Below are 23,254 nucleotides of genomic sequence, written 5' to 3'. Positions count from 1 at the left end.
GCGGCTACCTAGAACATCGAAGCAAAACACCAATTGGTATCCAGGTACTGTGGCGAGGTTGGTTAAAATTACACGACCTCTGTGAAGGTTGGCAGCTTGCAAAACAGACTTAACGGGAAAAGTCAGTGCAACAATCGCCTCATGTGACCATTTTTCAGGATTTGGCAAGGGCGCGGCGGAACCTCCTCTACGAGATGCTGCGCGATCGCCCTCATTCACTGCTTTGACTTCTACATGGGATAAGTGATAGTTGCGGTGAGGGTAGCAACATCGTACATCTGTATATTCAAATAATTGCTGTGAAGAACCAGTTTCAGATTTAAGAGTTGAAAAAACGGTAGATTGTTAATTGCTATACCGTTTTTTATATATGTTGAATGCGGTACTCAAAAGTCAAGTGATATTTTTCCTTGCTTTCTTGTCTTGGTGAATTTTTAGTATTTATTTCCCCATAGGTGTTAATTTTATTCCGTTGACTTGACTCCCTTCCAAGTGCGTAACGCTTCTTTGAGGTAGGCGATCGCACAGTTTTAGGATGAGTCAGTGGCAAAGATAACCTTATTTCTTTAGTTCGGTTCCACTCTCAAATAAAATTGTGTAGCCACAAACTTAGTATCTCTCTTGGTTGGATCTACGTTTTCTACTACCTCAATTTTACCTACAGCAATCAAACCTTGACCAAAAATTTCGCTTGTTGCTGCGTCAAGTTGTTTTTGTGTTGCACTCATTTGACTCAAATCGATTGACGAAACTTGAGAAATCTTCGGCTTATTTAGAACCAGATTATCTGTGGAGAAGCAAGGAGTTGTGATGCAACGAATGCCATTGTCTTTTAGTGCCACAAAAGTACCTTTTGCTGGGACATTTGTCGCGGCATAGAAAGCTTCTTTTACTCTCAAATTCCCAAACTCACCGAATCGAGGAAATGTTACTGGAACGATATTACCTCTGAGAATCACACGGCTACCATCATCATTTTGAATTTTTACCAGTTGGGAAGGTGGGACTTTCAGGGAACTCCAATCAATTGCAGACACATAACATTCGGAGCGAAAAACACCATCTAAGCAAGAAGTAGCTTTCAAGTTGACAAGCTTTATAAAATATCCACCGCATATTGGAGAAGCACATCTGCGAAAATCTCTTCGCACTGTGTAATATCCCCATTGGGGAAACTCTTGATTTTTGACAGTGGCGGCAACAGAATCAGTAGTCTCTGGAGCAGAAATATTTTGCGCCGATACTTTGGAGAAAAATCCGTTGGTGACTATTATTGCACCTAATAGAGGAATAATTGAGGCATTGTAGTTAAGCGATATTTTGTTCATGGGAGTTTTAAATTTTATTTAAGGATTCAATACTTTTGTTAAAATAAGAGTTGAGAAAAATGCTGGCAAATACAAAAAAATTATACCACTATAATCTATGTAGATTTTTTAGCGAATTGTTACAATTTTCAGAATGATTGAAGAAAAATTCAGCTATCGTGAATACATCCGTCGAATGCAACCAGTGGGGATTCAGAACTGCTTGCTACTAATGGGCACTAGGTTGGATACAGAAAGAAATAATCGTACAGACAGCATGGCGTTGAGAATGGAAACGATTGCTGAAATATGTGCTTTAGTTGACGGGCGAATTTATTACTCATCCCACTTCATCAGCACCCCATCCACAATCGCAACACCCCACTGCGGAAACTTCACCAGTAACTTCTTGATCACAATCCGCAACGCAGGATCATCATCCCAGCACTCCTGCAAGTATTCAAACCCCGGATTCTCCCCCAAATTCGCCGCCACTTTGAGTTTCTGCATCCGCTCCGGTCGCATATTTGACCTTGCTACAATCGCCTCATGCGACCATTTTTCAGATTGTGGCACGGGCGCGGCGGAACTTTCACCCTCATGATCTGCTTTGACTGCTATACCCGAAACTGAGTTTTCAGCCATCAACTCAGCAGAGGGGCGACTCGGTTCTATTTTCTGATCTGCGATCACTAAAATCGAAGATTTTTCAATTTGGGCAGGCGACGCGGCGGAACAAGTACCTTCATGGAACAAGTACCTTCATGAACCGCTTTGACTCCTTCACCCGAAACTGAATTTTCAGCCAACAACGAAGCGGAATTACTTTGTTCTACTTGCCCCTGAGTTGGATTAGCGATGGCTACGCCCGCCCCAGGCATTGCAGAATTTAAAGATTTTTCATTTTGAGCAACGGGCGCGGTAGAACAAGTACCTCCATGACAGTCTCTCGGATCAACACCACAATCTTGATTTTCAACCAATAACGAAGCAGATTCACCCTCTGCATCATCCACAAGCAGCAGCGATGTACAGTCATTCGCCGTAGGCGAGTCTTTCTCCAACTCTTCCACGCTTTGAACAGACTGAGGCGACGCGACCCTCAAGGGAGCGATCGCCGTCTCCTCCTCACGCGAATTTTCTCTAAGCGTGTCAGAGACACAGTTCACGAACTCTTTTGAAGAGTTCGTGAACTGTTCCTGAGTAGTTCGTGAGTTTTCCTGAAACTCTTTGTCTGACTGACTTTCACCTAAGATAGATGCTTTATACGAAGCACGCATTTCTTCACAGCCAGCATCTTTCTCTAAATCCCCAGCATTTGATTCTCGTTTTTCAGCACTGGCTTTCTCCCAGAACTCCTTCATCCGGCTACCGTGCAAATTCTGCACCATCCACTTCACTGTCTCCCGGCCATCCTCTATGGACTTGTCGGGTTTGAAAATGAATAGCCTACTGTCGGAGAGAATTTTCTTCGCAGAGATAAAAGTACTGTAACCCATTCCAGTAGACAAAGGCATCCACCGAGAACCGTAGGGGTCAGCCGTCCAACACTCCTGCCATAGCTGATTAACGGAGGGTTTTTGCTGCGAAGCCCAAAGCATATCTTCAATCGGAATAATCACATGAAGCCGCTTGTACGGTGACTCTGGTTTTCTAGCAGCCTTTTTGAGCTTGGGCTTTGTAATAGTTGCGGTCATTCTATAATCTCCTGTTTATATTGACGCACCGAATTTTCCCTACAGTGATTGCAGGGTTTGGTACTTGTATTTGGTTGTCTAAAAAGTCGTCAGTACACTGAAAGCCTATTGAGGCTGCCAGAATCGCAACTCATCTCGGAAATACCTGTCAGTCTTTTTTGATTGTTCCTTCCAACAATTCCAAGCCACTACCAACTCTTCGCCCAAGTCTCCTACTACTTCGCCTCGTTCCACATACAAAGTACGGTAAGGGTCGGCGTGAGCAACAATAGAACCAATGCCAATAGTGTCTGGTTGAGAAGATGCGTTCTGGAGAGCAGTAATTAGCTCTGTTTCGTGGGTAGTTAATTCCGCCCAATAGTCTTGTTTGATTACCTCATACTCTTGCGCCACTGCCCAATAGTCCTGCCAAGTACACCCAGGTTTTGCAAGTACCTGCCGAATATCACTCACCGCCTGGGGCAGCATTTCCAGTTGTTCGGCTCGGTAAGCGATCGCAATTGGTGTGGGTTCGCTTCCGAGAATTATCGCAGCAGCTTCAAGCGCCTGGGTGTTGTTCATGGCACTGGCTAAGTTTTTGAGCGCCATACCCATGAGCCGCAGACATTCCTGGGCATTTTCCTTGGGCGGTTCTTGAGCTAGCGATCGCAAATCAATTGTCTGCTCTAACGCCTGTTTCACCTGCTTGTTCAAAGCTTTGGTCACTTGCTGGGTCATGGTATTTCCCCATTCTTGAGAAGGGCGTTGCTCTACGGCGTGTTCTAATTCTTGGATACGTTGCTGGAGTTGCTGATTCTCAATCTCTAACTTTCTCAACCCCTCCATCTCATCCAATCGTTGTTGCAACTGAATATTCTGCTCCCTCTGCTGCTTGTACAATTGCTGCAAGGATTGGATTTGTTCAAGTAATTGAGCTTCGGCTCTGCCAGTAGCTTCTGCTTGTAAACCAATTCTCAATTCCTGGGAAAGTCGCTCTAACTCTTGCTGATGCTGTTCTTTAATTTGGGCAATTGCTTCAGTATATTCTGGTGGATAAGTCTGCTCTCTGGGAAAGGGAACGCTGGCAGCATCTAAATCAACATTGTTTACCAGCAACCTTTCGCCATCAGCAAAGGTGACAATCTGTTGCCAATGATTCGGTGCGTCTGCTTCAATCACTCCCGAATCCCCATAACGAGGATGTGAAAGGGAAGAAACAGTGACAGTATTACACAATTGCGTTTTGACTTTTTCTTGTTTTGTGCTACTGGTTCTAGTGGGCAACGTATTTTTTGGAACAACCTTCTGAACTGCAAGAGCAAAATCGGCGGCAGTGGGGAAGGGTTTTTCTTTGGCTGCGATCGCAACGACTTCCTGTAACTTGTCAGGAGTTTTGACCAAACGAAGCAGGGGGCGAGTTTGAGAGGGTTTAGTGATTTTTACCCTCAGTTCCTCTAGCAGGGTATCAACTACTTTCTTCGCAGACAGCAAATCTCTGACCCGGCGATATCCCCCGTGTTTGGTCAACTCGTTCTCGCAATCTTCTTCAAAGCTGACGTGTCCACCATCAGAGTAATAGTGGTTGTCTCGCATCAGTCGTAATTCGGTAGAAGCTCAATTCTCTGCTAACCATACCCACACCACAAGCTGCTGCGATAACTATTGCTTCCACTTCTGAACCCAACTGCCGAACTCAATGTTTTTAGTTTTAAGACAAGAAGATAAGAACTTCTACATTGAGAAAGATAGAGAACTAAATTTTCCTTAACTAAAAAATATCTGCTGGATCTGCCGAGCGTAGTTTATTCATAGCTAACAGTCCGGAAACTGTAGACATTAAAACTGTTGAGATTAAAATAATTAATATATTATTTAAGCTCATTCTCATTGGTAAATTGGTAGTTGTTGCTGTGAAGCTGTAAATATATGAAGAAATAATAAAACCTGGAATATAACCCAATACTGCTAATATTAAAGCCTGTTTAAATACTACATTTAGTAAATATTTATTAGTATATCCAATAGCTTTTAAAGTAGCATAGGCTGTTATTTGAGTTGAAATATTACTATAAAGAATTTGATAGACAATGACTATACCAATAATAAAACACATTACGAGCATAAGGTTAAATATAAAACCAATAGGTGTTCTTGTAGCCCAATACTTTTTCTCAAAGTCTTGAAACTCTTGTTTGGTAAATATTAAGACATCATTACCTAAATTGTTTCGTAGATTGGTCGAAACTTTTTGTGGCTCGACATCAGAATCAAGAATTATCACACCTACATCTATCATTTCTGAAGTTCGGTTATTTTGAAATATTCTGAGGAAAGTTGAGTCACTGACAATTAAATTACCATCTACTCCAAAAGAAGGGCCCAAGCTGAATAAACCACCGATTTTAACTCGATAACCTTTAACTGCGTTAAAAGCAAATATTTCGACTATTTGCTCAGTATTTTCTGATTTAAATTTTTCAGCAACTGGCCCGAACTCCGAGCGAGATTTTTGGTCAAAAAGAACCATGTCAGGAATTTTAATTTTATCTAAATTACTCTCAATTTCTGGTAAATTAAGAGCTATTCTCCCTGGTTCAACACCAATCAGATATATGGAGTATTTTTCCCCGTTTACTGGATTCTTGAATTTAGCAAAGCCCAAATACATCGGACTGATTGACTTAACACCATTAAATCCTAAAGCTTGATATAAACGAGTACGAGAAAAGCTTTGATTGGAAGTTAAAGATTTATATTGAGAACTAACTAAAAATAAATCTCCTTGGAGACTATGATGTACCCTGATAGCACTTGAATAAAGAGCATCTTGGAAACCAAGTTGTGTAAACATCAAAATTACAATAAAAGTAATCCCAGCCACAGCTGCTAAAAAACGAACTTTGTTTTGGGCTAGTTGTAGCCAAGCTAAAGGAATTTTAAAATTCATAATTCCCGGTTGTAATTATTTTAACTAACCTGAAGATGGCAATTATATTTGAATGGCTACATCTACTTGTAAGTTGGTTAAACTTGCAACCTGTTGATTGTCCTCTGGATTATTTATGCGGATTTTCACCTCAATTACTCTCCGGTCTGTGTCTACCCCTGGATTAAGACTTAAAACACTCTGTTTGCTAACTTGTAAACCAATCTCGCTCACTACTCCCCGTAATTTTCCAGTAAATGTAGTACTGGTGATGCTGGCTTTTTGACCTACACGCACTTTTTTGATATCAGTTTGATAAACTTCCGCCACGACATACATATGAGACGTTTCACCTATATCAACAATTCCTGAATTGCCAATCGTTTCTCCTGTTTTGGTATGAACTTTTAAAATTCTTCCATTTATAGGAGATTTAACATAAGTTAAATCTCGTTCTACTTTTGCTTGTGTAATTGCAGTCATGGCACTTTCGACTTCGGCTTGTACCACCTGAACATCTACATCACGCACTTCGCTAAGACTTACCAACCTGGCTTTTGCCTCTTTTATCTGGTCGTTAAGAGTATTCATACTCTTGTTTAAGTTTTCTTTAGCTTCTGTGAATTGTTGTTGTACTGTCTGAAGTTCTAAATGCTTGCTATCTGCAATAGAAGCTGAAATAGCACCTTCTGTATATAACTGCTGATAACGATTATTCTCGGTTTGAGCGTTGTTGAATTGAGCTTGTAAGCGGGCAATTGTTACTTGTTGAGTGGTAACTTCTCCTTTTAATTGAGTTTCTAAACGGGTCACTACTGCTTTTTGAGCCTCAATATCTGCCGATTTTGCTCCGGCTTTAACCTGCGCTAATCTAGCTCTAGCAACTTTAACTTTGTCTTGTGCCTGTTGCAGTGCCGCTGTCGCTTTAGCATAATCTTGGAGGAATGCCACTATTTGCCCTGCCCGAACTCTGCTTCCTTCTTTGACCAGCAGTTTTTCTACTCGGTTACCTGAGGAACTGGGGGCAGATAATTGAGTTACTTCGCCTTGAGGCTCTAGATGTCCCAGGGCAGTAATCGCAACTATGACAGGAGCTGCCTTATGGGATTTTAATGGGTAAGTCTGAATATTAGACCGAAATCGTGAAAAAATGTAGACAGATGAGACTCCTATGGCTAATGCGATGAAAGCTGCCGAAATTATTCGCCATCGACCTGAAGATTTTTCAAGTAATCGGCTTTCTGTGTCTGCTGCCATATTTTTGTCCCAATCTTACTACGCTAATGCGGGTGCAACCGGGCTTATAAATGTCTCTATAAGCATTAATCCTCAAAATACCACTAACTAGTCCTAGTTTTTTTCAACACAACCCATTACTCTGAACATTACCCATTACCCCATGACTTAAGAACCTAAACTGACAAGAAGTTGCCGCTTACCTCGAAACGGCCTGCGTCCATGTCCAAATCGTAAGTTATCAAGAAACAAAATATCTCCTTGCTGCCAGTTAACGACTATAGTTTCAGCGATGACAGCATCCCATATTGCTTCAATATCCTTGCGTGTAAAAGGAGTACCATTGCCAAGGGTACAATCTATAAAAATCTTCCCAGTACTATTCAACTTTTCCAAAAATAGAAGTACTGGCAGTATCTTGCTGCCTAATCTTAGTAGTAATGGGCTAAAAACTCCAACTATAAGCTTAAGGACTGAAGATCCTCTCTTTTTCTCGGAATTAACAGATAATACTAAATCACCCAAAAATTCCGGTGGTGTAATGCGTAATATGTGTTCATTTCTTGAGGAGTGAAAGCCAATAATTAGATTAAACCAAACCTCTTCCCCTGTGTGTGGATGGCGACGAATACCCTCTACGTTGCTAATGATCACCATGATATCGCCTTCCCAAGTACAGTTCCAACCCCCTGCCTTGCATCTTTCTTCGGCAATACTAGGATTTTCAGTTTCGAAAGCTTGACTCCAACCCATTATGTAATCATCACTTTCTTTCGGTAAGCGTCGGATATAGCGAAGACCGTGAGTACGTATGGCATCCATAAGTTGATTTGGTAGCCGTTGCAAAACACCCCGACAGTCGCAGATTGGTGTCTGTCCCCCTACCTCTGCTGGTTCTAAACAGAAAAAAAGTATTCGTTCAGGAAACTTATGAGAGCCCGCAACTTCATTGTGAATAGGAAGGCTGACTGCTGGAGGGAGTTCACTTGCAGTGTATATTAATAAGTCTTTCACTCGCTTGCGAACTACAGTGGCACCCATAAAATCCATTGGGGTAGTGATTAAATGTGCTGCGACATCTGCAAAATCTTCAGCAGTTTTCAACGGAAAACCCCGCAGTAAAACGGCTCCATGCTCTGCAAATATTGAGTTGATTTGACTGACAGCATCTTTGTTTAAGAAATCCTTGCCAATCTCTTCAAAATTTACTTGGAATGGAATAGTAGTAGTTGTCATGTGTATATTTGTGGTTTTTACAAGGTAATCTTTTATTCCAAAGATGTAAGAAAAGGAATTAGCTCAGTCTGGCAGAAATTTTCTACAAGTTCACAAAAACCATTACTGCTAATACTACTTATTACCCCATGACTTAAGAACCTAAACTTACAAGAACTTGCCGCTTACCTCGAAACGGCTTGCGTCCATGTCCGAATCGGAAGTTATCAAGAAGCAAAACATCTCCTTGCTGCCAGTTGAAGACTATAGTTTCAGCAATTACAGCATCCCATATTGCTTCAATATCTTTGCGTGTAAAAGGAATACCATTGCCAAGGGTACAATTCCAATAAATATTACCGGGAGCATACCACTTTTGGAAAAATAAAAGTACTGGAAGCATCTTGCTCCCTAATTTTAGTAGTAATGGGCTAGAAGCCCTCGCTATAAACCTAAGGATTGGAGATGCTTCCATTTTATCTGAATTGACAGATGCTACTAAATCACCAAGAAATTCCTGTGGTGTAATCCGCAGTGAGTGTTCATGTCTTGAGGAGTGATAGCTAGAAATTTGATTAACCCAAAGTTCTTCCCCTGTGTGTGGATGGCGACGAATACCTTCTACAGTGTTAGTAATCACCATGATATCGCCTTCCCAAGTACAGTTAAAATCCATTGCCTTGCACCTTTCTTCGGCAATACGGGTATCTTCAGTTTTAAAAGCTTGACTCCAACCTTTTAAGTAACTTGCACTTTCTTTCGGTAAGCGTCGGATATAGTGAACGCCGTGAGTACGTATGGCATCCACAAGTTGATTTGGTAGCCGTTGCAAAACACCCCGACAGTCGCAGATTGGTGTCTGTCCCCCTACCTCTGCTTTTTCTAAACAGAAAAAAAGTATTCGCTCAGGAGGGTTATCAGTATATCCCATTTCATTATGAATAGGAAAGGTGATTGCTGGAGGAAATTCACTTGAATTGTATACTAAGCCTTTTATTGGCTTGCGAGCTATAGTGCCACCCATGTAATCCGTTGGGGTAGTGATCATCTGTGCTGCGACATCTGCAAAATCTTCAGCAGTTTTTAACGGAAAACCCCGCAGTAAAACGGCTCCATGCTTTGCAAATATTGAGTTGATTTGGTTGACAGCATCTTTGTTTAAGAAATGCTCGCCAATCTCTTCAAAATTTAGTTGGAATGGAATAGTAATGGTTGTCATGTGTATATTTTGGGTTTTTACAAGGTAATCTTTATTCCAAAAATGTAAGGGAAAAAACTAGTGCAGTGGGGCAGAAATTTTCCACTAGTTGGAAAGTTGAAAAAGGGTAAAAAGCTGATTTTAAAACCAATATTTCTTCTGCTGCCTGCCTTTTTGTACTAGTGTACTGTTCTCCTATAACTCTTTTTAGAAAGAGTCTTGTGTCAACTAATTGACAAACAAAGAAGTGATGATAGCTCCTCAGATATTGCTTGCAAAAGCAGCTGTTGATCGCTGTGCAAGAATAAATGATTGCCGCTTAACATTTGCAGCTTAAAGTTGCTGCGAGTTTGTTCGCGCCAAGCCGAAAGTAAATCTTCAGTTATCACCTTGTCTTGAATCCCTCCAAACACAGAAATAGGACAATTTAGTGGCTCTTCCTCTGTGTAGCTGTATCTTTCAGCCAACAAAGTTACTTCCTTTAAAATCAGTGGTAACAATCCCACCAGTTCTGTATTGTCCCGATACAATTGGGGTAAATCGTTGATAGATACTCCTTTAACTGACTCGAATTCAGGGAGCTTCTCAACAGAAGGATGTAAATAGGGTATCTGAGGAGCTTGTGAAGCACCAACGAACAAGTGAGCAGGAGTTTTACTATTTTCGCGGCGCAACTGACGGGCGAGTTCAAAGCTTACCAATGCCCCTAGACTGTGACCATAAAAAGCGAATGGTTTGTCTAGATAAGGAAGCAGAACTTGTACCAAGGTTTCTACAATAGAGGTTAGCTCGTCGAATGACTGTTCGCCCAAAAAGTCTTTACCTCCGGGAAGCTTAACGGCACAAACTTCTACACTTGACGGTAAGCAATCTGACCAAGGAAGAAATTCTGAGGAACTGCCTCCAAGGTATGGGAAGCAGAACAGACGCAAGCAGGCATCCGGATTTGGTTTGGGGAAAACAAGCCAATCGGTTGGAACTGCGATCACTGAAGAAGGTAATTGTGTCTGGGAAGTTCCCATCAGTTGCTCAACTAGCTCCACTGCTAGTTGCGAAATACTTGGGCCCTGCATGAGTTTCATTGTGGGTACACTCACACCCAAAACGCTCTCTATTCGGTTACTCAGTTCTACTCCCATTAAGGAGTCAAGTCCCAGATTGGTCAGCGATTTTTGACTATCCAATTTAGCAGGAGAAGTTCCCAATACCCGAGCTACGAGTTCTCGCAGGTGAGATTCCAAAATTTGCAAACGCTCTGTTGGTTGGGCTGTCATCAGGTCGCCTAAGAGCAAATCTCCTTTGCTATTGGGCCTGTCCGCCTTTGCTAGAACAGCTGCTTCGTTGACTAGCTGAGAAAATCGCGCTGATGCGCCAGCTGGGTAAATCTCGCTCAACCGTTGCCAGTTAAAAGGTGCTACCCCTGTCTGCACTGCCTCAAAACGGAGTAATTGTCCTAATATCTGTACTGCTTGGTGCGATCGCAAACCTTTCATTCCCATCTGGTCTAAATACTGACCTATTACAGTGTTATCAGCGACATAACCAACATCAGCAATCGCACCCCAGTTGACGGTCAAGGCTGGCAGTCCTAAAGCGCGGCGGTGATGTGCCAGCGTATCAAGAAAAGTATTAGCGGCCACATAATTCCCCTGTCCTGCATTTCCAATAATGGAAGTAACCGAGGAAAATGACACGAAGAAATCTAAGGTTGCGTTCAAGGTATGGGTGTGTAAGTTCCAAGCTCCAATGACCTTGGGTGCGATCGCTTTTGCTAACCGTTCCTGGTTGAGGTCGAGCAGGAGAGCATCGTCCAGAACCATTGCTGCATGAATAATGCCTCGCAACGCTGGCATAGACTGGCTAATGTTTGCCAGAACACTCTTCACTTCCTCCTCGTGTGACACGTCTGCTTTAGCGACTACCACACAAACATCTGCTGACTCCAATGTTTTTACCGCTTCCTTTGCTGCTGACGAGTCAGCACCACTACGACCCATCAGTACTAAGTGCCGCGCCCCCCCTTTCACCAACCACTGAGCCACTGCTAAACCAAACCCACCTAGTCCACCAGTAATTAAGTAAGTTCCATCAGGGCGAAAAGTGACTGTTTCTTGAGATGAGGGAACTACCTTTACATCTGGCTCTTGCAACGATATGACAATCTTGCCGATGTGCTTGGCTTGCGCCATGTAGCGGAAGGCGCTTACTACCCTCGATATTGGGAAGACTCTGTGGGGAAGCGGGTGAAAGGTTTTTGCCTCAAAATATTCTATGACTTCACGGAATAAGGAGCCAGCAAAATCAGGGCGATCGCTTAACAGCTTGTCCAAATCTACCGCAAAGAAGGACAAATTATTTTGAAAAGGTCGCAGACCCAGCTTATTGTTCTGCTCGATATCGCGCTTCCCGATTTCTATAAAACGTCCATAGGCTCCCAGCACAGAGAGGCTCTTAGGGATAGCCTCTCCTGCCAAAGAGTTGAGGACAATATCTACACCTTTACCGCCAGTGATTTCCATCACCTCCGAGGCAAATGCGGTGGAGCGAGAATCCATTACATGTTCTACGCCAAGCGATCGCAAAAATTCCCGTTTTTCTGGACTACCTGCCGTCGCGAAAATCTCTGCACCCACTGTCTGAGCAATTTGGATGGCAGCAAGACCCACACCACCTGCTGCTGCATGGATGAGAACCCGCTCACCCTGACGCAGCCTTCCCAAATAGTGCAAGGCGTAGTAAGCAGTCAGAAAAGTCACAGGGATTGTGGCGGCTTCTTCAAAACTAAGATGCGCCGGCTTATGCACTACAGCGCGGGCATCTGTCGTTGTATGCGTACTAAAGCTGTGAGACGCACAAGCAATAACTTCATCACCTATCTTAAACCCTTCAACGCCAGAGCCAATGGCGGTAATGATTCCGGCACATTCTATACCAAGCGATCGCCCGGAGAAAGTCCCCTCCAAACTAGCATCATTTAACAAATTTATTGTCTTGGCAACATCCTTGAAGTTCAAACCTGTGGCGCAAACCTGAATTTCCACCTCTCCCAGCCCCGGTTTTGAGAGCGCCATCGCCCGCAGTTGCAAGTTATCCAACACTCCTGGTGCAGAGATTTCTAAACGGAAGGGTTCTCGATTTTGTGCCAGAGATTTTGATTTTTGAATCAAATCTGCTGATGATAGCCTCCTTAACCGATTTACATAGCGATCCTTACCCCGCAAGGCGATTTCATCTTCTTTATCGTCTGCCAGCAACTCTTCTATGAGAGACTGAATCTCCTCTGGGGCAATAACAGGACTCAAATCCACGCGAGTGCAGCGAAGATTGGGATGTTCATTGTTAATGACTCGGCCCAAACCCCACAAAGGAGATTGGGCAACCGAGAGGGATTTTAAACCTCCTACTGTCTGGGTAGAGTTCGTCACCAAAAATAGACGGGGAGAGTGCTGCCAATTGACTTTAGCCAACGCCCCAAGCAAATGCAGTCCGCCCAAACAGCTGTTTGTTAAAGTTGATTCTAGGGTAGCTGCTGTCATTTTCTCACTTGGAGGTGTGTCTAGACTCCAGAGATAAACTACGCCACGACAGGCGGGCTGATTTGCATCAACAGCTTCTAGGAGTTGCTGCATATCTTCTGCGTATTCCGGGCGAATTTGGAAGCTATCTGCATCAAGGCGCCAGAAAACAGTTCCAGGTTTTATCAGAATTGGGATTTGTTGGTGTTGTTTGAGTTGTTCTGCTAGCTGTTGCCCGACTCCAGAATTGTCAGCAAAAATTAACCAAGTTCCTGAATTTTCAGGCTTTAGAGGAATCACTGATGAGGGCTGAACTTCTGGCTCAAGCAAAGGACTAGTAGCCAGAATAACGGTTTGGAGAGACTTATCTGTTTCTAGTGGTGTATCTGCAATGCTAGCAACTTCCGCAAACCCGACATCTTTTAGCAAAGAACGCCACTGAGTCTCACAAAGCCAAGGGTGCGATCGCCGTAGTTGGACATCAGTAAATGACCACCAGCCCTTGAGCAATCCAAATACTAAATCCTGCCAATAGTCACCGGCTGTTAGTTCGAGCAAAACCAGCAAACCCCCAGATGCAAGAAGCTGTTTAACATTTTCCAAGGTCTGACGAAGGTCACTGGTGGCGTGCAGTGCGTCCGATGCTAAAATCAGGTCAAAAGAATGGGGCTGGAAGCCTTGCGCTATGACATCGGCCTCAATATCTAAAATTTGGTACTCAACGAAGGAATAATCGCGAAACTTTTGTTCGGCAGAAATTGTAAATTGTCGAGAAATGTCAGTAAATACATATTCCGTCCGATGTGGCATCAGCTTTGGCAGCACGTAGGATGTCATTGAGCCTGTACCTGCACCAATTTCTAAAATCCGCACTGTTCGTCCTTCTGGTAAACGCAACAGCGCCATAGCGATCGCTTTCTCAACCAGCAGGTTATAGATCCGATAACTAGGTGAATCTTGGTACAGATGCTCAGATGTTGTCACAGAACCTTTAGGGAAAATCAATTGCAGCGGATCGGCCTCCCCAATCATTACCGAAGCCAGCTTCTGACCGCACCGCCCTAACAACGTCAGTTCCGCTTGGTAAGCAGGAAATTCTGCTAAAAGTGCTTTCCAAACCTCAATAGGTTGCTTCATTTCTGGTAGGCGGCAGACCTCCCACTGGTCATCTACTTGATGCAGCACGCCATCTTCAGCTAGGATTTCTAACAACCGCCTTAAAAGACGTAGATGCACAGACAGTACGCCTAATTGCTGGGCAAGAGTTTCCACACTTATACGAGTATGCAATTTCGGCTTCCACCCGAGTTGCTCGAAAGCTTTGAGAATGTAAACAGCACATAAAGCATCCATTTGTGGCTTTACCTGCGAGTAGTACTGCTTCCTTCCTAATTGCACGCTCAATTGAGCTGCTTCAGATTGGAGATTCTGAGCGATTTGCATTGGGAAGGGCAGATAATCAGGGGTGAGGCGAACTAACTCTTGAGTAGGACGTGCCTTCATCTCCCATTGGTATTCGTAAAGGTAATCTGCTTTCTCTAAACTTTCCTGCTTGCTCTCCAGGGACTGGCAGACAAATCCGAGAATTTCTACCAGTACGTTTCCCGCATCATCGATTAGTTGCATATCTCCTTTGACACGGGTAGCGCTTTGCTCGCTCACACGGGCATAGCTCCACATTTGCAGCTTTGGACGACCGTAAACTCTTACTTGGTCTATCTGTACTGGTAAGTAAGTTACTTGAACACAGACAGTGGCCAGGGACACCTGAAAACAAGCATCAAGGATAGCTGGGTGTAACTGGTATTCCTCGACTTCTGTCTGTAAAGCATTACTGACCTGAATTTTAGCCAGCGCTTCGCCTTCACCGCTCCAAAGCTGCGCTATTCCTTGAAAACAAGCACCATATTCGAGTCCTATTTCCTGGAATTGCCGATATAAATCGCTCTTCAAAATTTCGTTGGGACAACGGCTCTTAATTTCATCCAGTACAACCTGCTTAGATACAAAGTGATTTTGAACGCGAGTTAGCTTACCTGTTGCGTGTCGAACCCACTCTGATTGGCTACCTTTGACATTGCTGTTAATCTCGAAGAATGTTTGGCTTGGCTCCAGACTTAACTGAAGTATTGACGCACTACTTTCTGGTAAGAAGAGAGCTTTTTGAAATTCAATTTCCTCAATATAAGCGCCATCTTTGAAAATTTCCGATCCTGCTGCCAAAGCCATTTCCACATAAGCTGCTCCCGGATAAACCACGGCTCCTTGGACGCGATGGTCATCAAGATAACTGAGGCGATGCTTGTCAATCTCTGCATCCCACATTGGTTGACTTGATTTCAGACGGCTTCCTAAAAGGGGGTGGACTTGTTGCCCCAACATTGAGCGCTGGGGGATTGTTCCAATTCGCACTCCCATAGATTCTTCAGACTCGTGCCAACAACGCTCTCGCTGCCAGGGATAAGAAGGCAAACGCACGAAACGCCCTTGCTGTGGATAGAGATGATGCCAATCAATTGGGTATCCTAGCGTGTAGAGCTTGCCAAATGACGAGAGCATCGTAGCGCGTTCCGGTTCAAAGCGCCGCAGGGTTTGAAGCACTGTTCCAGATATCTTAGCTAAAGCGAGACATTCGGAGATTGAATTAGTGAGAACTGGATGAGCGCTGATTTCGAGGAAGGTGTTATAACCAGCTTGAATCAGGGAAGAGATCGCTGCTGCAAAAAGAACCGGCTCCCTCATGTTTAGCCCCCAGTAGGTTCCATCCAACTCTGAACCTTCTACTTGCTTGCTCGTAACGGTAGAGAACAAGGGAATTGTGGCTGTTTGAGGCTTGATTTCTTGCAATGATTGTGCCAGTTCTGCCTTTAATGGCTCCATAAAGGGGCTGTGATAAGGCACCTCAACTTGCAGGAAGCGACAGAAAATTTGTTTTTGTTCCAAAGATTTGGCAATTTCTGACAAGGCGGCGCTATCCCCAGCCAGGGTGACGGCACTGGGACTGTTAACGGCTGCAATAGAAACGCAACTTTCGTATTTTAATCCTGCTAATACGCGCTCGGCTTCCTCTTGAGACAGCCCGACGGCTAGCATTTTCCCAAAGCCCGCTGCCGAGGCTTGAACGCGGCTGCGATGGAAGATGACCTGTAGAGCATCTGACAAGCTCAAAGCTCCGGCAACGTGGGCGGCTGCAACTTCACCAACACTGTGACCTACGATTGCTTGGGGTGTGATGCCCCAGGAACGCCACAAGGCGGCTAGAGCTATTTGCACGGCAAAGATGGAACACTGAGCGATTTGGGTAGAGTTGATGCGGCTCGTCTCTTCTGATGCTCTCAGTTCTGACAACAATGACCAATCAGCATATTGCCGCAGCAACTCGTCACACTGTTCGATGACTTCTCGGAATATGGGTTCTGACTCCAACACCTGACGCCCCATCGCCCACCATTGCGATCCCATGCCAGAAAAAACGAAAGCCAGCTTGGGTTGAAAGTCTGGAACTAGGTGACCAGAAGACAGACCTGGACGGTTTTCTCCCGCCAGAAATGCTTCCAGATTTTCTACCAGATTTTCTTTGGTATGAGTCACCAGTGCCAACCTATGGTCGTGATGACCTCGGCGATTGCTGGCAGTGTGGCAGATGTCTGTCAATGAAACATCAGCGCCCTCAGAAAGAGCGGTTAAAAACTCATGGGTTGCTCGCGCAATAGCCACAAGTGCCTCCGGACTCTTTGCCGATAGGGGCAATAGCACGGGAAGAGAACCGCGCTCTGAATCGCCTATATCCGTTACATCCGTTGCTAATCCTGACAAAAGCACATGGGCATTCGTTCCCCCAAATCCGAAGGAATTTACACCAGCTAGTCGCGCTTCTTTTGAGTTTGACCAAGGCTCAAGGGTAGTAGGCACCCGCAACCCCAATTCCTCAAAAGGAATTTTGGGATTCGGTGTCTGAAAATGGAGATTTGGCGGAATCTGGCGGTGCTTAAGAGCCAGTGCGACTTTGATGAGTCCAGCAATTCCTGATGCTGTTTCCAAATGTCCAATGTTGGTTTTAACTGAACCAACTGTGCAGTACTCTCCCAGAGTCCGATTTTTACCCAGTACGTTTCCCAGAGCGATCGCTTCTATCGGATCGCCTACAGGTGTGCCTGTGCCGTGAGCCTCAATATACTGTATCTGCTGTGGCGATATCCTTGCCTTCTGGCAGGCTTCCTGGAGTGCTGCTTCTTGAGACTGTCCGTTAGGAACCGTGATGCCATTAGTTTGACCATCCTGGTTGACTGCGCTGCTGAGAATGACAGCATAAATCGGGTCTCTATCTGCTATGGCTTGAGATAAAGGCTTCAAGACAACAATACCGGCTCCCTCAGCCCGGACATAACCATTGGCTCGTGCATCAAAGCTAAAGCAACGCCCATCGGGAGAGAGCATTGATGCTTTAGAAAATCCTATGGTTGCTTCTGGTCTGAGTATCGCATTCACGCCTCCTGCTATTGCCAGCGTAGATTCTCCATTCCAGATACTTTGACACGCAAGATGAACTGCAACCAGCGATGAAGAGCAGGCTGTGTCAACAGTCATACTTGGCCCTTTAAGGCCAAATACGTAGGAAATGCGGTTAGCTGTGATACAGTTAACACCACCCAAATTTGTGTAAGCGTTAATGGACTCGCGATCGCTCCCTTGGATATTTTGGTAATCGCTACCTGATATTCCAATAAACACCCCTGTCTTGGAGTCAGCAAGGCGTTCGCTCATCTGCCCCCCATCTTCCAGCGCTTCCCAGGCTACCTCTAGCATCACTCGTTGCTGTGGGTCTATGCGTGAGGCTTCGCGGGGAGAAATCCCGAAAAATTGAGCATCAAAAAAGTCTATTTTATCTACAAAGCCACCCCAGCGGGTTCGCATTTTGCCTGGTTTTGTTATATCTGAATCGTAAAATTTATTTACATTCCAGCGTGACTCTGGCACTTCGGTAATAGCATCTACGCCTGAAACCAGCAATTTCCAGAAAGCTTCTGGGCTATTAGCACTGCCTGGAAAACGGCAGCCTATACCGATAATGGCTATAGGTTCTGATCCTTTACCATTGTATGTACTTTCAAAATCGCTAGTTTGTTTTGAAGTTTGCGGCTTAAGATTTGGCACATTATGAGTCATAATAGATTTCTTCTTAAAAGAATAATTTAATTCTGGTGTTGCATAATTAAGTGATGAACTGTCCTCATTGTGCATCTCACCTATATTCGTAAGAACGGGCATCGACATGAGAAACAAATTTATATTTGCATGTGAACGCCAATTTATATAATCATATTCAAAACGAAGTTATTCAGATAAAATCAAGAAACAATGTACGTTATTAATAGATATCATCGTTGCTGTTTCCACTAAATTAATACTGTGATTTGTTTTAAACATATACAATGACAGTTAATAAAATAAATTGAAACGTTAACAGGATATCTGAAAAGTTTTTAATGGGTGATATTAATCACGCAAGTTGTTTGAGCATCAGACGAATCATTGCAATGTAAACAAAGGTTTCTGTTGTTTATGGTAAAATTTTATAATCTTTACTTAATCGCCGACACCAGTTAAACCAACCAAAAGTCCTCTCAACAAGCTAGCGTTTGGGTAAGACAACAAATGGGCTTTCTTACTTTTCAGACATCCTCTAAGAAAACCACTTAATTATTTTGTTGAGCAGCCCACAATATATTTTATAAATTAAGTTGCTTCATAGTTTACATCTGTAATTGCGAATTAGGAAAAAGGAAATTGGAGATGACTTGTATAATTTAATATTCATTATTTAATAAGCAACAATTTACAGCTTATTAACAGGATAGTCAAGGGTTAGTAGAAAAGATCCTACTAAACCCACTTTTCCTACTTTAAGGGACTTCCAAGGAATAAAATCACCAATGACAATAATGATTATCATTATTGTTTAAGCGTGGATTCTTGGTTTTTGTTGATTAATTTATTCTTTGGAAGTCCCTTACCGAATAAGCGATACTGTAGCTAAATATACAATTATTCGCTTGTTGCTACTCCTCCCAATCAACTAACACCCCATCCCCCACTGCGGAAACTTCGCCAATAGTTTTTTAATCACAATCTGCAAAGCCGGATCATCATTCCAACACTCTTGCAAAAAATCAAAGCCCGGATTCTGCCCCGAATTCGCCGCCACCTTGAGTTTCTGTATACGCTCCGGTCGCATATTTGACCTTGCTACAATCGCCTCATGTGACCATTTTTCAGGATTTACAATAGGCGCGGCGGAATCTTCGCCTTCATGATCCGCTTTCACTTCAACACCAGAGACTTGGTTTTCTCCCGATAAGGAAGCAGAATAACCCTGTTCTACTTGCCCCTGTGGTTGATCTGCGATCGCAGAATTTAAAGATTTTTTATTTTGAGCGACGGGCGCGGCGGAACAAGTGCCTTCATGACAGTCCCTCAGTTCAACACCACAATCCTGACTTTCTCCTGCCAACGAAGCAGATTCACCCTGTACAGCATCCACAAGCGCCAGCGTCGTGCAGTCCATTGCCGTAGGCAAGTCAACTTCATTCTCTGACACGCTTTGAGTAGACTGAGGCGACGCGACCCCCAAGGGAGCGATCGCCGTTTCCTCACAGTGCAAAATCTCATTTAGCGTGTCAGAGACACACCTAACGAACTCTTTTGAAGAGTTCGTTAGGTGTTCCTGAGCAGTTCGTGAGGTTTCCTGGAATCCTTGCTCTAACTGACTTTCTCCTAAAAAAGCACCCATTTCTTCAGAGCCAGCATCTATCTCTGAATTCTCAGCATTTGGTTCTCGTTTTTCAGAATTTAGTTGCTGATTTTCAGCATTAGCTTTGTCCCAAAACTCCTTCATCCGGCTGCCATGTAAATTCTTCACCATACACTTCACTGTCTCCCGGCCATCCTGAATCGACTTGTCGGGCTTAAAAATGAACAGGCCACTGTCGGAGAGAATTTTCTTCGCAGAGATAAAAGTACTGTACCCCAAAGCAGAAGTCAAAGGCATCCACCGAGAACCATAAGGATCAGCCGTCCAGCATTCTTGCCACAATTGCGTCACAGAGGGTCTTTGCTGCGAAGCCCACAGCATATCTTCAATTGGAATAATCACATGAAGCCTTTTATATGGGGATTCCTTTTTGCTAACAGCAGACTTTTTGAGCTTGGGCCTTGTAATAGTTGCGGTCATTTTACAATCTCCTATTTATATTGACGCACGGAAATGTCCCCTACTGTGATGCGGGGCAAGGTATTGTATTTGGTTGTCTCAAAAGTCACCGATACACTAAAAACCTATTGAGGCTGCCAGAATCGCAACTCATCTCGGAAATACCTATCAGTCTTTTTCGATTGCTCTTTCCAACAATCCCAGGCAATCACCAACTCTTCGCCCAAGTCCTGCACTACTTCCCCCCTCTCGACATACAAAGTACGGTATGGATCGGCATGGGCAACGATAGAACCGAGTCCGATTGTGTCCGGTTCAGTAGATCCCTTTTGCAGTGCGGTAATTAATTCTGTTTCCTGGGTGGTCAATTCCGCCCAATAGTCTGCTTTTATCACCTCGTACTCTTGGGCAACATTCCAAAACTCCTGCCACGTACACCCAGGTTTACCTAGCATCACCCTAATCTCACTAACCGCTTGGGGTATCATCTGTAATTGTTCGGCTCGATATGCGATCGCAGCTGGTGTAGGTTCACTACCTAAAATTAGCGCTGCGGCTTCCAGCGCTTGGGTGTTGTTCATCGCTTCGCTTAAGTTTTTCAAAGCCATACCCATGAGCCGCAGACATTCCTGGGCATTTTCTTTTGGTGGTTCTTGGGCCAGCGATCGCAAATCAATAGTTTTCTCTAACGCCTGTTTTACCTGTTTGTTCAACGCTTTGGTCGCTTGCTGGGTCATGGTATTTCCCCATTGTTGAGAAGGGCGCTCTTGTACGGCGTGTTCTAGTTCCTGAATGCGCTGCTGGAGTTGTTGGTTTTCAGTCTCCAACTGCCGTAGGGATTCCATCTCATCTAGGCGTTGTTGCAACTGAATATTCTGCTCCCTCTGCTGCTTGTACAATTGCTGCAAGGATTGGATTTGTTCAAGTAATTGAGCTTCGGCTCTGCCAGTAGCTTCTGCTTGTAAACCAATTCTCAATTCCTGGGAAAGTCTCTCTAACTCTTGTTTATGGCGTTCTTCGATAGCAGCGATCGCTTCCGTATATTCTGCGGGGTAAGTGCGCTCTCTGGGGAATGGAACACTGGCAGCATTTAGATCCCCATTATTGATCAACAGCCTCTCACCATCAGGAAAAGTCACAATCTGTTGCCAGTGATTCGGCGCATCTGCCTCAATCACTCCTGATTCTCCATACCTTGGATGGGACTGTTGTGAAACTGTGACAATAGCTTTTTGAGGAACCATTGGTTCTTCAATTTTGGGAACCATTGGTTCCTGAATAGATTGCTTTTTGCGTGGAAGTTGAGGAACCACAATATTTGCAGCAGCCGCAAAGTCTGATTCGCCAGGGGAAGGATTATCTTTGAGAGCGATCGCTACAGCTTGTTTTAGCTTCTCTGGTTCCTTGACTAAGCGAAGTAACGGACGAGCCTGACGCTCATTTTTGATGTGTCCCCCCAACTCGCCAACTGCGTCTATGACCTTTTTAGCTCCTAGCAGTTGGTTGATTCGCCGATATCCACCCCAGGCGCATAATTCACGCTGGCAGTATTCTTCAAAGTTTTTATAGCCAGCTTGCAGGTAAAGCTGCTGTTCCCGCATCTGGAGGATTTCATCTACCGCTTGCCACTCGAATCTGTCGATAGCGGTGAAGGTTTCCTGGATGCTGGTGTTGAGGTTGCTGTAATCAAGGGCTGTTGTTTGTTCTCTTTCTAGTGTCAGCATATCTCTTGCCCACTATAGTAAATGCTTGAAAGTTGGGGTGTTGCAGTTTAACCAAAGTGAACCCAGCAGCTGATTTGGAAGGTTTTTCCAAAAATATGTCAGCATTATAATTAGCTCACTTTGTCGTTAACGGATTGAGCAAGCGATCGCATAGCTTTGACCGGCAGCGATCGCTTTATGCTGCTATATCCTGTGGTTGGGAATTATCAGCTTTAGATTTTAGATATTCCCTTACAGGGATTGGCTTAACCTTTTGTTGTTCTTCTCCTGTGGTATCTGTGTCGTCATCTGGGATAAAAACAATTAAATCTCCAGGTTGGCATTCAAGGGCAATGCAAAGTCCATTAAGTCTTTCCCCAGTTAATCGAGGCATTTCATCTGTTCTTCTCAATCGATGAACAGAGTTTTCGTCAATCCCTAAAGCTGCTGCTAGGTCTTTATTCCTAATACGCTTTTTTGCCATTATTTCATTTAACCTCCAAGCAATCATTCGCTTGTCCATGTGACACCTCCATTAGTTTAATCCCCGTCTTGCTTTGATAAATCGACTCTTGGAATACTCATTATTATACATGGTCACAAATCAATAAAACTACGCTCAAAAATAAAAATACTACGTTAAATGTAGAAAAAACCATTTTAAGTGCTTGACTTTTTCCTACGTCTCGCGTAGTATTGTAAATATAAAGGAGGAAACAAGCGCTAGCCTCCTAGTAAACAAAGAAGTGCTTACTCCCAGATTTAAACTCATTCAACTAACCACAAAACCAAGTGCCACCGGGACTAGCAGCCGGAAGCCAAACTTGTAATGCTCAAGCCAGCGAAGATGATCTCGATGACCTACCAAGTCTTAAAAAACTGGTTATTTAGTGCCATTCGTCTAGAAATCAAAGATTTTACAGCAAAGCTGAATTTAGTAGAGTGTCCTCTTCCGAACACAGCACTTCCTTACACATCCCCTGATCCTGCTGTCTGCTGTCTTGATAACGCTCTTAGCAACTAGCTTTGATGGCTACGCCAAATCTTTTTGAGAGCGTTGTGCTGAACCACAACGTTCTTTGCACACATAACAAAGGCGACCGCCCACCCTGGAAAGTTTGCGATCGCCTTTATTCCTATTGTCGGGTAGGGCAGAGGCATTGCTGCCTCGTTCCCCCCTAAGAACCGTGCTTACAAGTTTCCAAGTACACGGCTCAAGCAAGTCTTGGATGCTACTTTGTTAGATTAATACTTCCTCTGGGAGGGGG

Annotated in this window: 13 protein-coding genes and 2 pseudogenes; 1 reads left to right on the top strand and 14 read right to left on the bottom strand. The window is 44.0% G+C overall.

Going from position 1 to position 23,254, the window contains the following annotated elements:
• The 14 genes and pseudogenes from LC653_RS37025 to LC653_RS36960 form a co-directional block, all read right to left on the bottom strand.
• On the bottom strand, nucleotides 1-219 hold a 219-nt coding region (locus LC653_RS37025; protein ID WP_229500160.1), incomplete at its 3' end, for a hypothetical protein.
• A 347-nt stretch (nucleotides 220-566) separates the two neighbouring features.
• Nucleotides 567-1,328, bottom strand: a complete 762-nt coding sequence (locus tag LC653_RS37020; protein WP_229500158.1) for a DUF6748 domain-containing protein — start codon at nucleotides 1,326-1,328, stop codon at nucleotides 567-569.
• A gap of 315 nt (nucleotides 1,329-1,643) precedes the next feature.
• Entirely contained in the window at nucleotides 1,644-2,000 is a 357-nt protein-coding gene (locus LC653_RS37015; RefSeq protein WP_229500156.1) for a hypothetical protein, read from the bottom strand.
• Nucleotides 2,000-3,004 (bottom strand): hypothetical protein, encoded by a 1,005-nt coding sequence (locus LC653_RS37010; RefSeq protein WP_229500155.1) that lies wholly within the window; start codon nucleotides 3,002-3,004, stop codon nucleotides 2,000-2,002. The genes LC653_RS37015 and LC653_RS37010 overlap by 1 nt, the downstream gene beginning before the upstream one ends.
• Before the next feature lie 105 nt (nucleotides 3,005-3,109).
• A pseudogene (locus LC653_RS37005) lies at nucleotides 3,110-4,597 on the bottom strand (hypothetical protein); the annotation flags it as partial.
• A 154-nt stretch (nucleotides 4,598-4,751) separates the two neighbouring features.
• Nucleotides 4,752-5,930 (bottom strand): ABC transporter permease DevC, encoded by a 1,179-nt coding sequence (devC, locus tag LC653_RS37000; RefSeq protein WP_229500152.1) that lies wholly within the window; start codon nucleotides 5,928-5,930, stop codon nucleotides 4,752-4,754.
• 42 nt (nucleotides 5,931-5,972) lie between these two features.
• Complete coding sequence (locus tag LC653_RS36995) at nucleotides 5,973-7,166, bottom strand: ABC exporter membrane fusion protein (protein WP_229500149.1); 1,194 nt, start codon at nucleotides 7,164-7,166, stop codon at nucleotides 5,973-5,975.
• Between the two features lie 147 nt (nucleotides 7,167-7,313).
• Nucleotides 7,314-8,381 (bottom strand): TauD/TfdA family dioxygenase, encoded by a 1,068-nt coding sequence (locus tag LC653_RS36990; RefSeq protein WP_229500146.1) that lies wholly within the window; start codon nucleotides 8,379-8,381, stop codon nucleotides 7,314-7,316.
• A 133-nt stretch (nucleotides 8,382-8,514) separates the two neighbouring features.
• On the bottom strand, nucleotides 8,515-9,579 hold the full coding sequence (locus tag LC653_RS36985; protein WP_229500144.1) for a TauD/TfdA family dioxygenase: 1,065 nt from the start codon (nucleotides 9,577-9,579) through the stop codon (nucleotides 8,515-8,517).
• 203 nt (nucleotides 9,580-9,782) lie between these two features.
• The gene (locus LC653_RS36980; RefSeq protein ID WP_229500142.1) at nucleotides 9,783-18,239 is read right to left on the bottom strand and encodes a type I polyketide synthase; all 8,457 of its coding nucleotides are present in this window, start codon (nucleotides 18,237-18,239) and stop codon (nucleotides 9,783-9,785) included.
• 394 nt (nucleotides 18,240-18,633) lie between these two features.
• Nucleotides 18,634-18,729 (bottom strand): annotated as a pseudogene (locus LC653_RS36975) (IS5/IS1182 family transposase); the annotation flags it as partial.
• 420 nt (nucleotides 18,730-19,149) lie between these two features.
• Nucleotides 19,150-20,304, bottom strand: a complete 1,155-nt coding sequence (locus tag LC653_RS36970; protein ID WP_229500140.1) for a hypothetical protein — start codon at nucleotides 20,302-20,304, stop codon at nucleotides 19,150-19,152.
• A gap of 104 nt (nucleotides 20,305-20,408) precedes the next feature.
• Nucleotides 20,409-22,007, bottom strand: a complete 1,599-nt coding sequence (locus LC653_RS36965) for a hypothetical protein (RefSeq protein WP_229500139.1) — start codon at nucleotides 22,005-22,007, stop codon at nucleotides 20,409-20,411.
• A 175-nt stretch (nucleotides 22,008-22,182) separates the two neighbouring features.
• A complete protein-coding gene (locus tag LC653_RS36960) occupies nucleotides 22,183-22,497 on the bottom strand; it encodes a helix-turn-helix domain-containing protein (protein WP_196527024.1) in 315 nt (104 codons plus the stop codon).
• 345 nt (nucleotides 22,498-22,842) lie between these two features.
• Here LC653_RS36960 and LC653_RS36955 point away from each other — a divergent pair, with 345 nt between their 5' ends.
• Nucleotides 22,843-23,010 (top strand): hypothetical protein, encoded by a 168-nt coding sequence (locus tag LC653_RS36955; protein ID WP_196526163.1) that lies wholly within the window; start codon nucleotides 22,843-22,845, stop codon nucleotides 23,008-23,010.
• Nucleotides 23,011-23,254 lie beyond the last annotated feature (244 nt).

Origin of the sequence: Nostoc mirabile CHAB5784 (assembly GCF_020829645.1) — a bacterium.
GTDB classification, from domain to species: Bacteria; Cyanobacteriota; Cyanobacteriia; order Cyanobacteriales; family Nostocaceae; genus Nostoc; species Nostoc mirabile.
This window is presented reverse-complemented; position numbering and strand designations above follow the sequence as displayed.

Coding starts and splice junctions, on each gene's coding strand:
- LC653_RS37020 (WP_229500158.1), bottom strand. CDS start 1,328: ATGAACAAAATATCGCTTAACTACAATGCCTCAATTATTCCTCTATTA.
- LC653_RS37010 (WP_229500155.1), bottom strand. CDS start 3,004: ATGACCGCAACTATTACAAAGCCCAAGCTCAAAAAGGCTGCTAGAAAA.
- devC (WP_229500152.1), bottom strand. CDS start 5,930: ATGAATTTTAAAATTCCTTTAGCTTGGCTACAACTAGCCCAAAACAAA.
- LC653_RS36995 (WP_229500149.1), bottom strand. CDS start 7,166: ATGGCAGCAGACACAGAAAGCCGATTACTTGAAAAATCTTCAGGTCGA.
- LC653_RS36990 (WP_229500146.1), bottom strand. CDS start 8,381: ATGACAACTACTACTATTCCATTCCAAGTAAATTTTGAAGAGATTGGC.
- LC653_RS36985 (WP_229500144.1), bottom strand. CDS start 9,579: ATGACAACCATTACTATTCCATTCCAACTAAATTTTGAAGAGATTGGC.
- LC653_RS36980 (WP_229500142.1), bottom strand. CDS start 18,239: ATGACTCATAATGTGCCAAATCTTAAGCCGCAAACTTCAAAACAAACT.
- LC653_RS36970 (WP_229500140.1), bottom strand. CDS start 20,304: ATGACCGCAACTATTACAAGGCCCAAGCTCAAAAAGTCTGCTGTTAGC.
- LC653_RS36965 (WP_229500139.1), bottom strand. CDS start 22,007: ATGCTGACACTAGAAAGAGAACAAACAACAGCCCTTGATTACAGCAAC.
- LC653_RS36960 (WP_196527024.1), bottom strand. CDS start 22,497: ATGATTGCTTGGAGGTTAAATGAAATAATGGCAAAAAAGCGTATTAGG.
- LC653_RS36955 (WP_196526163.1), top strand. CDS start 22,843: ATGACCTACCAAGTCTTAAAAAACTGGTTATTTAGTGCCATTCGTCTA.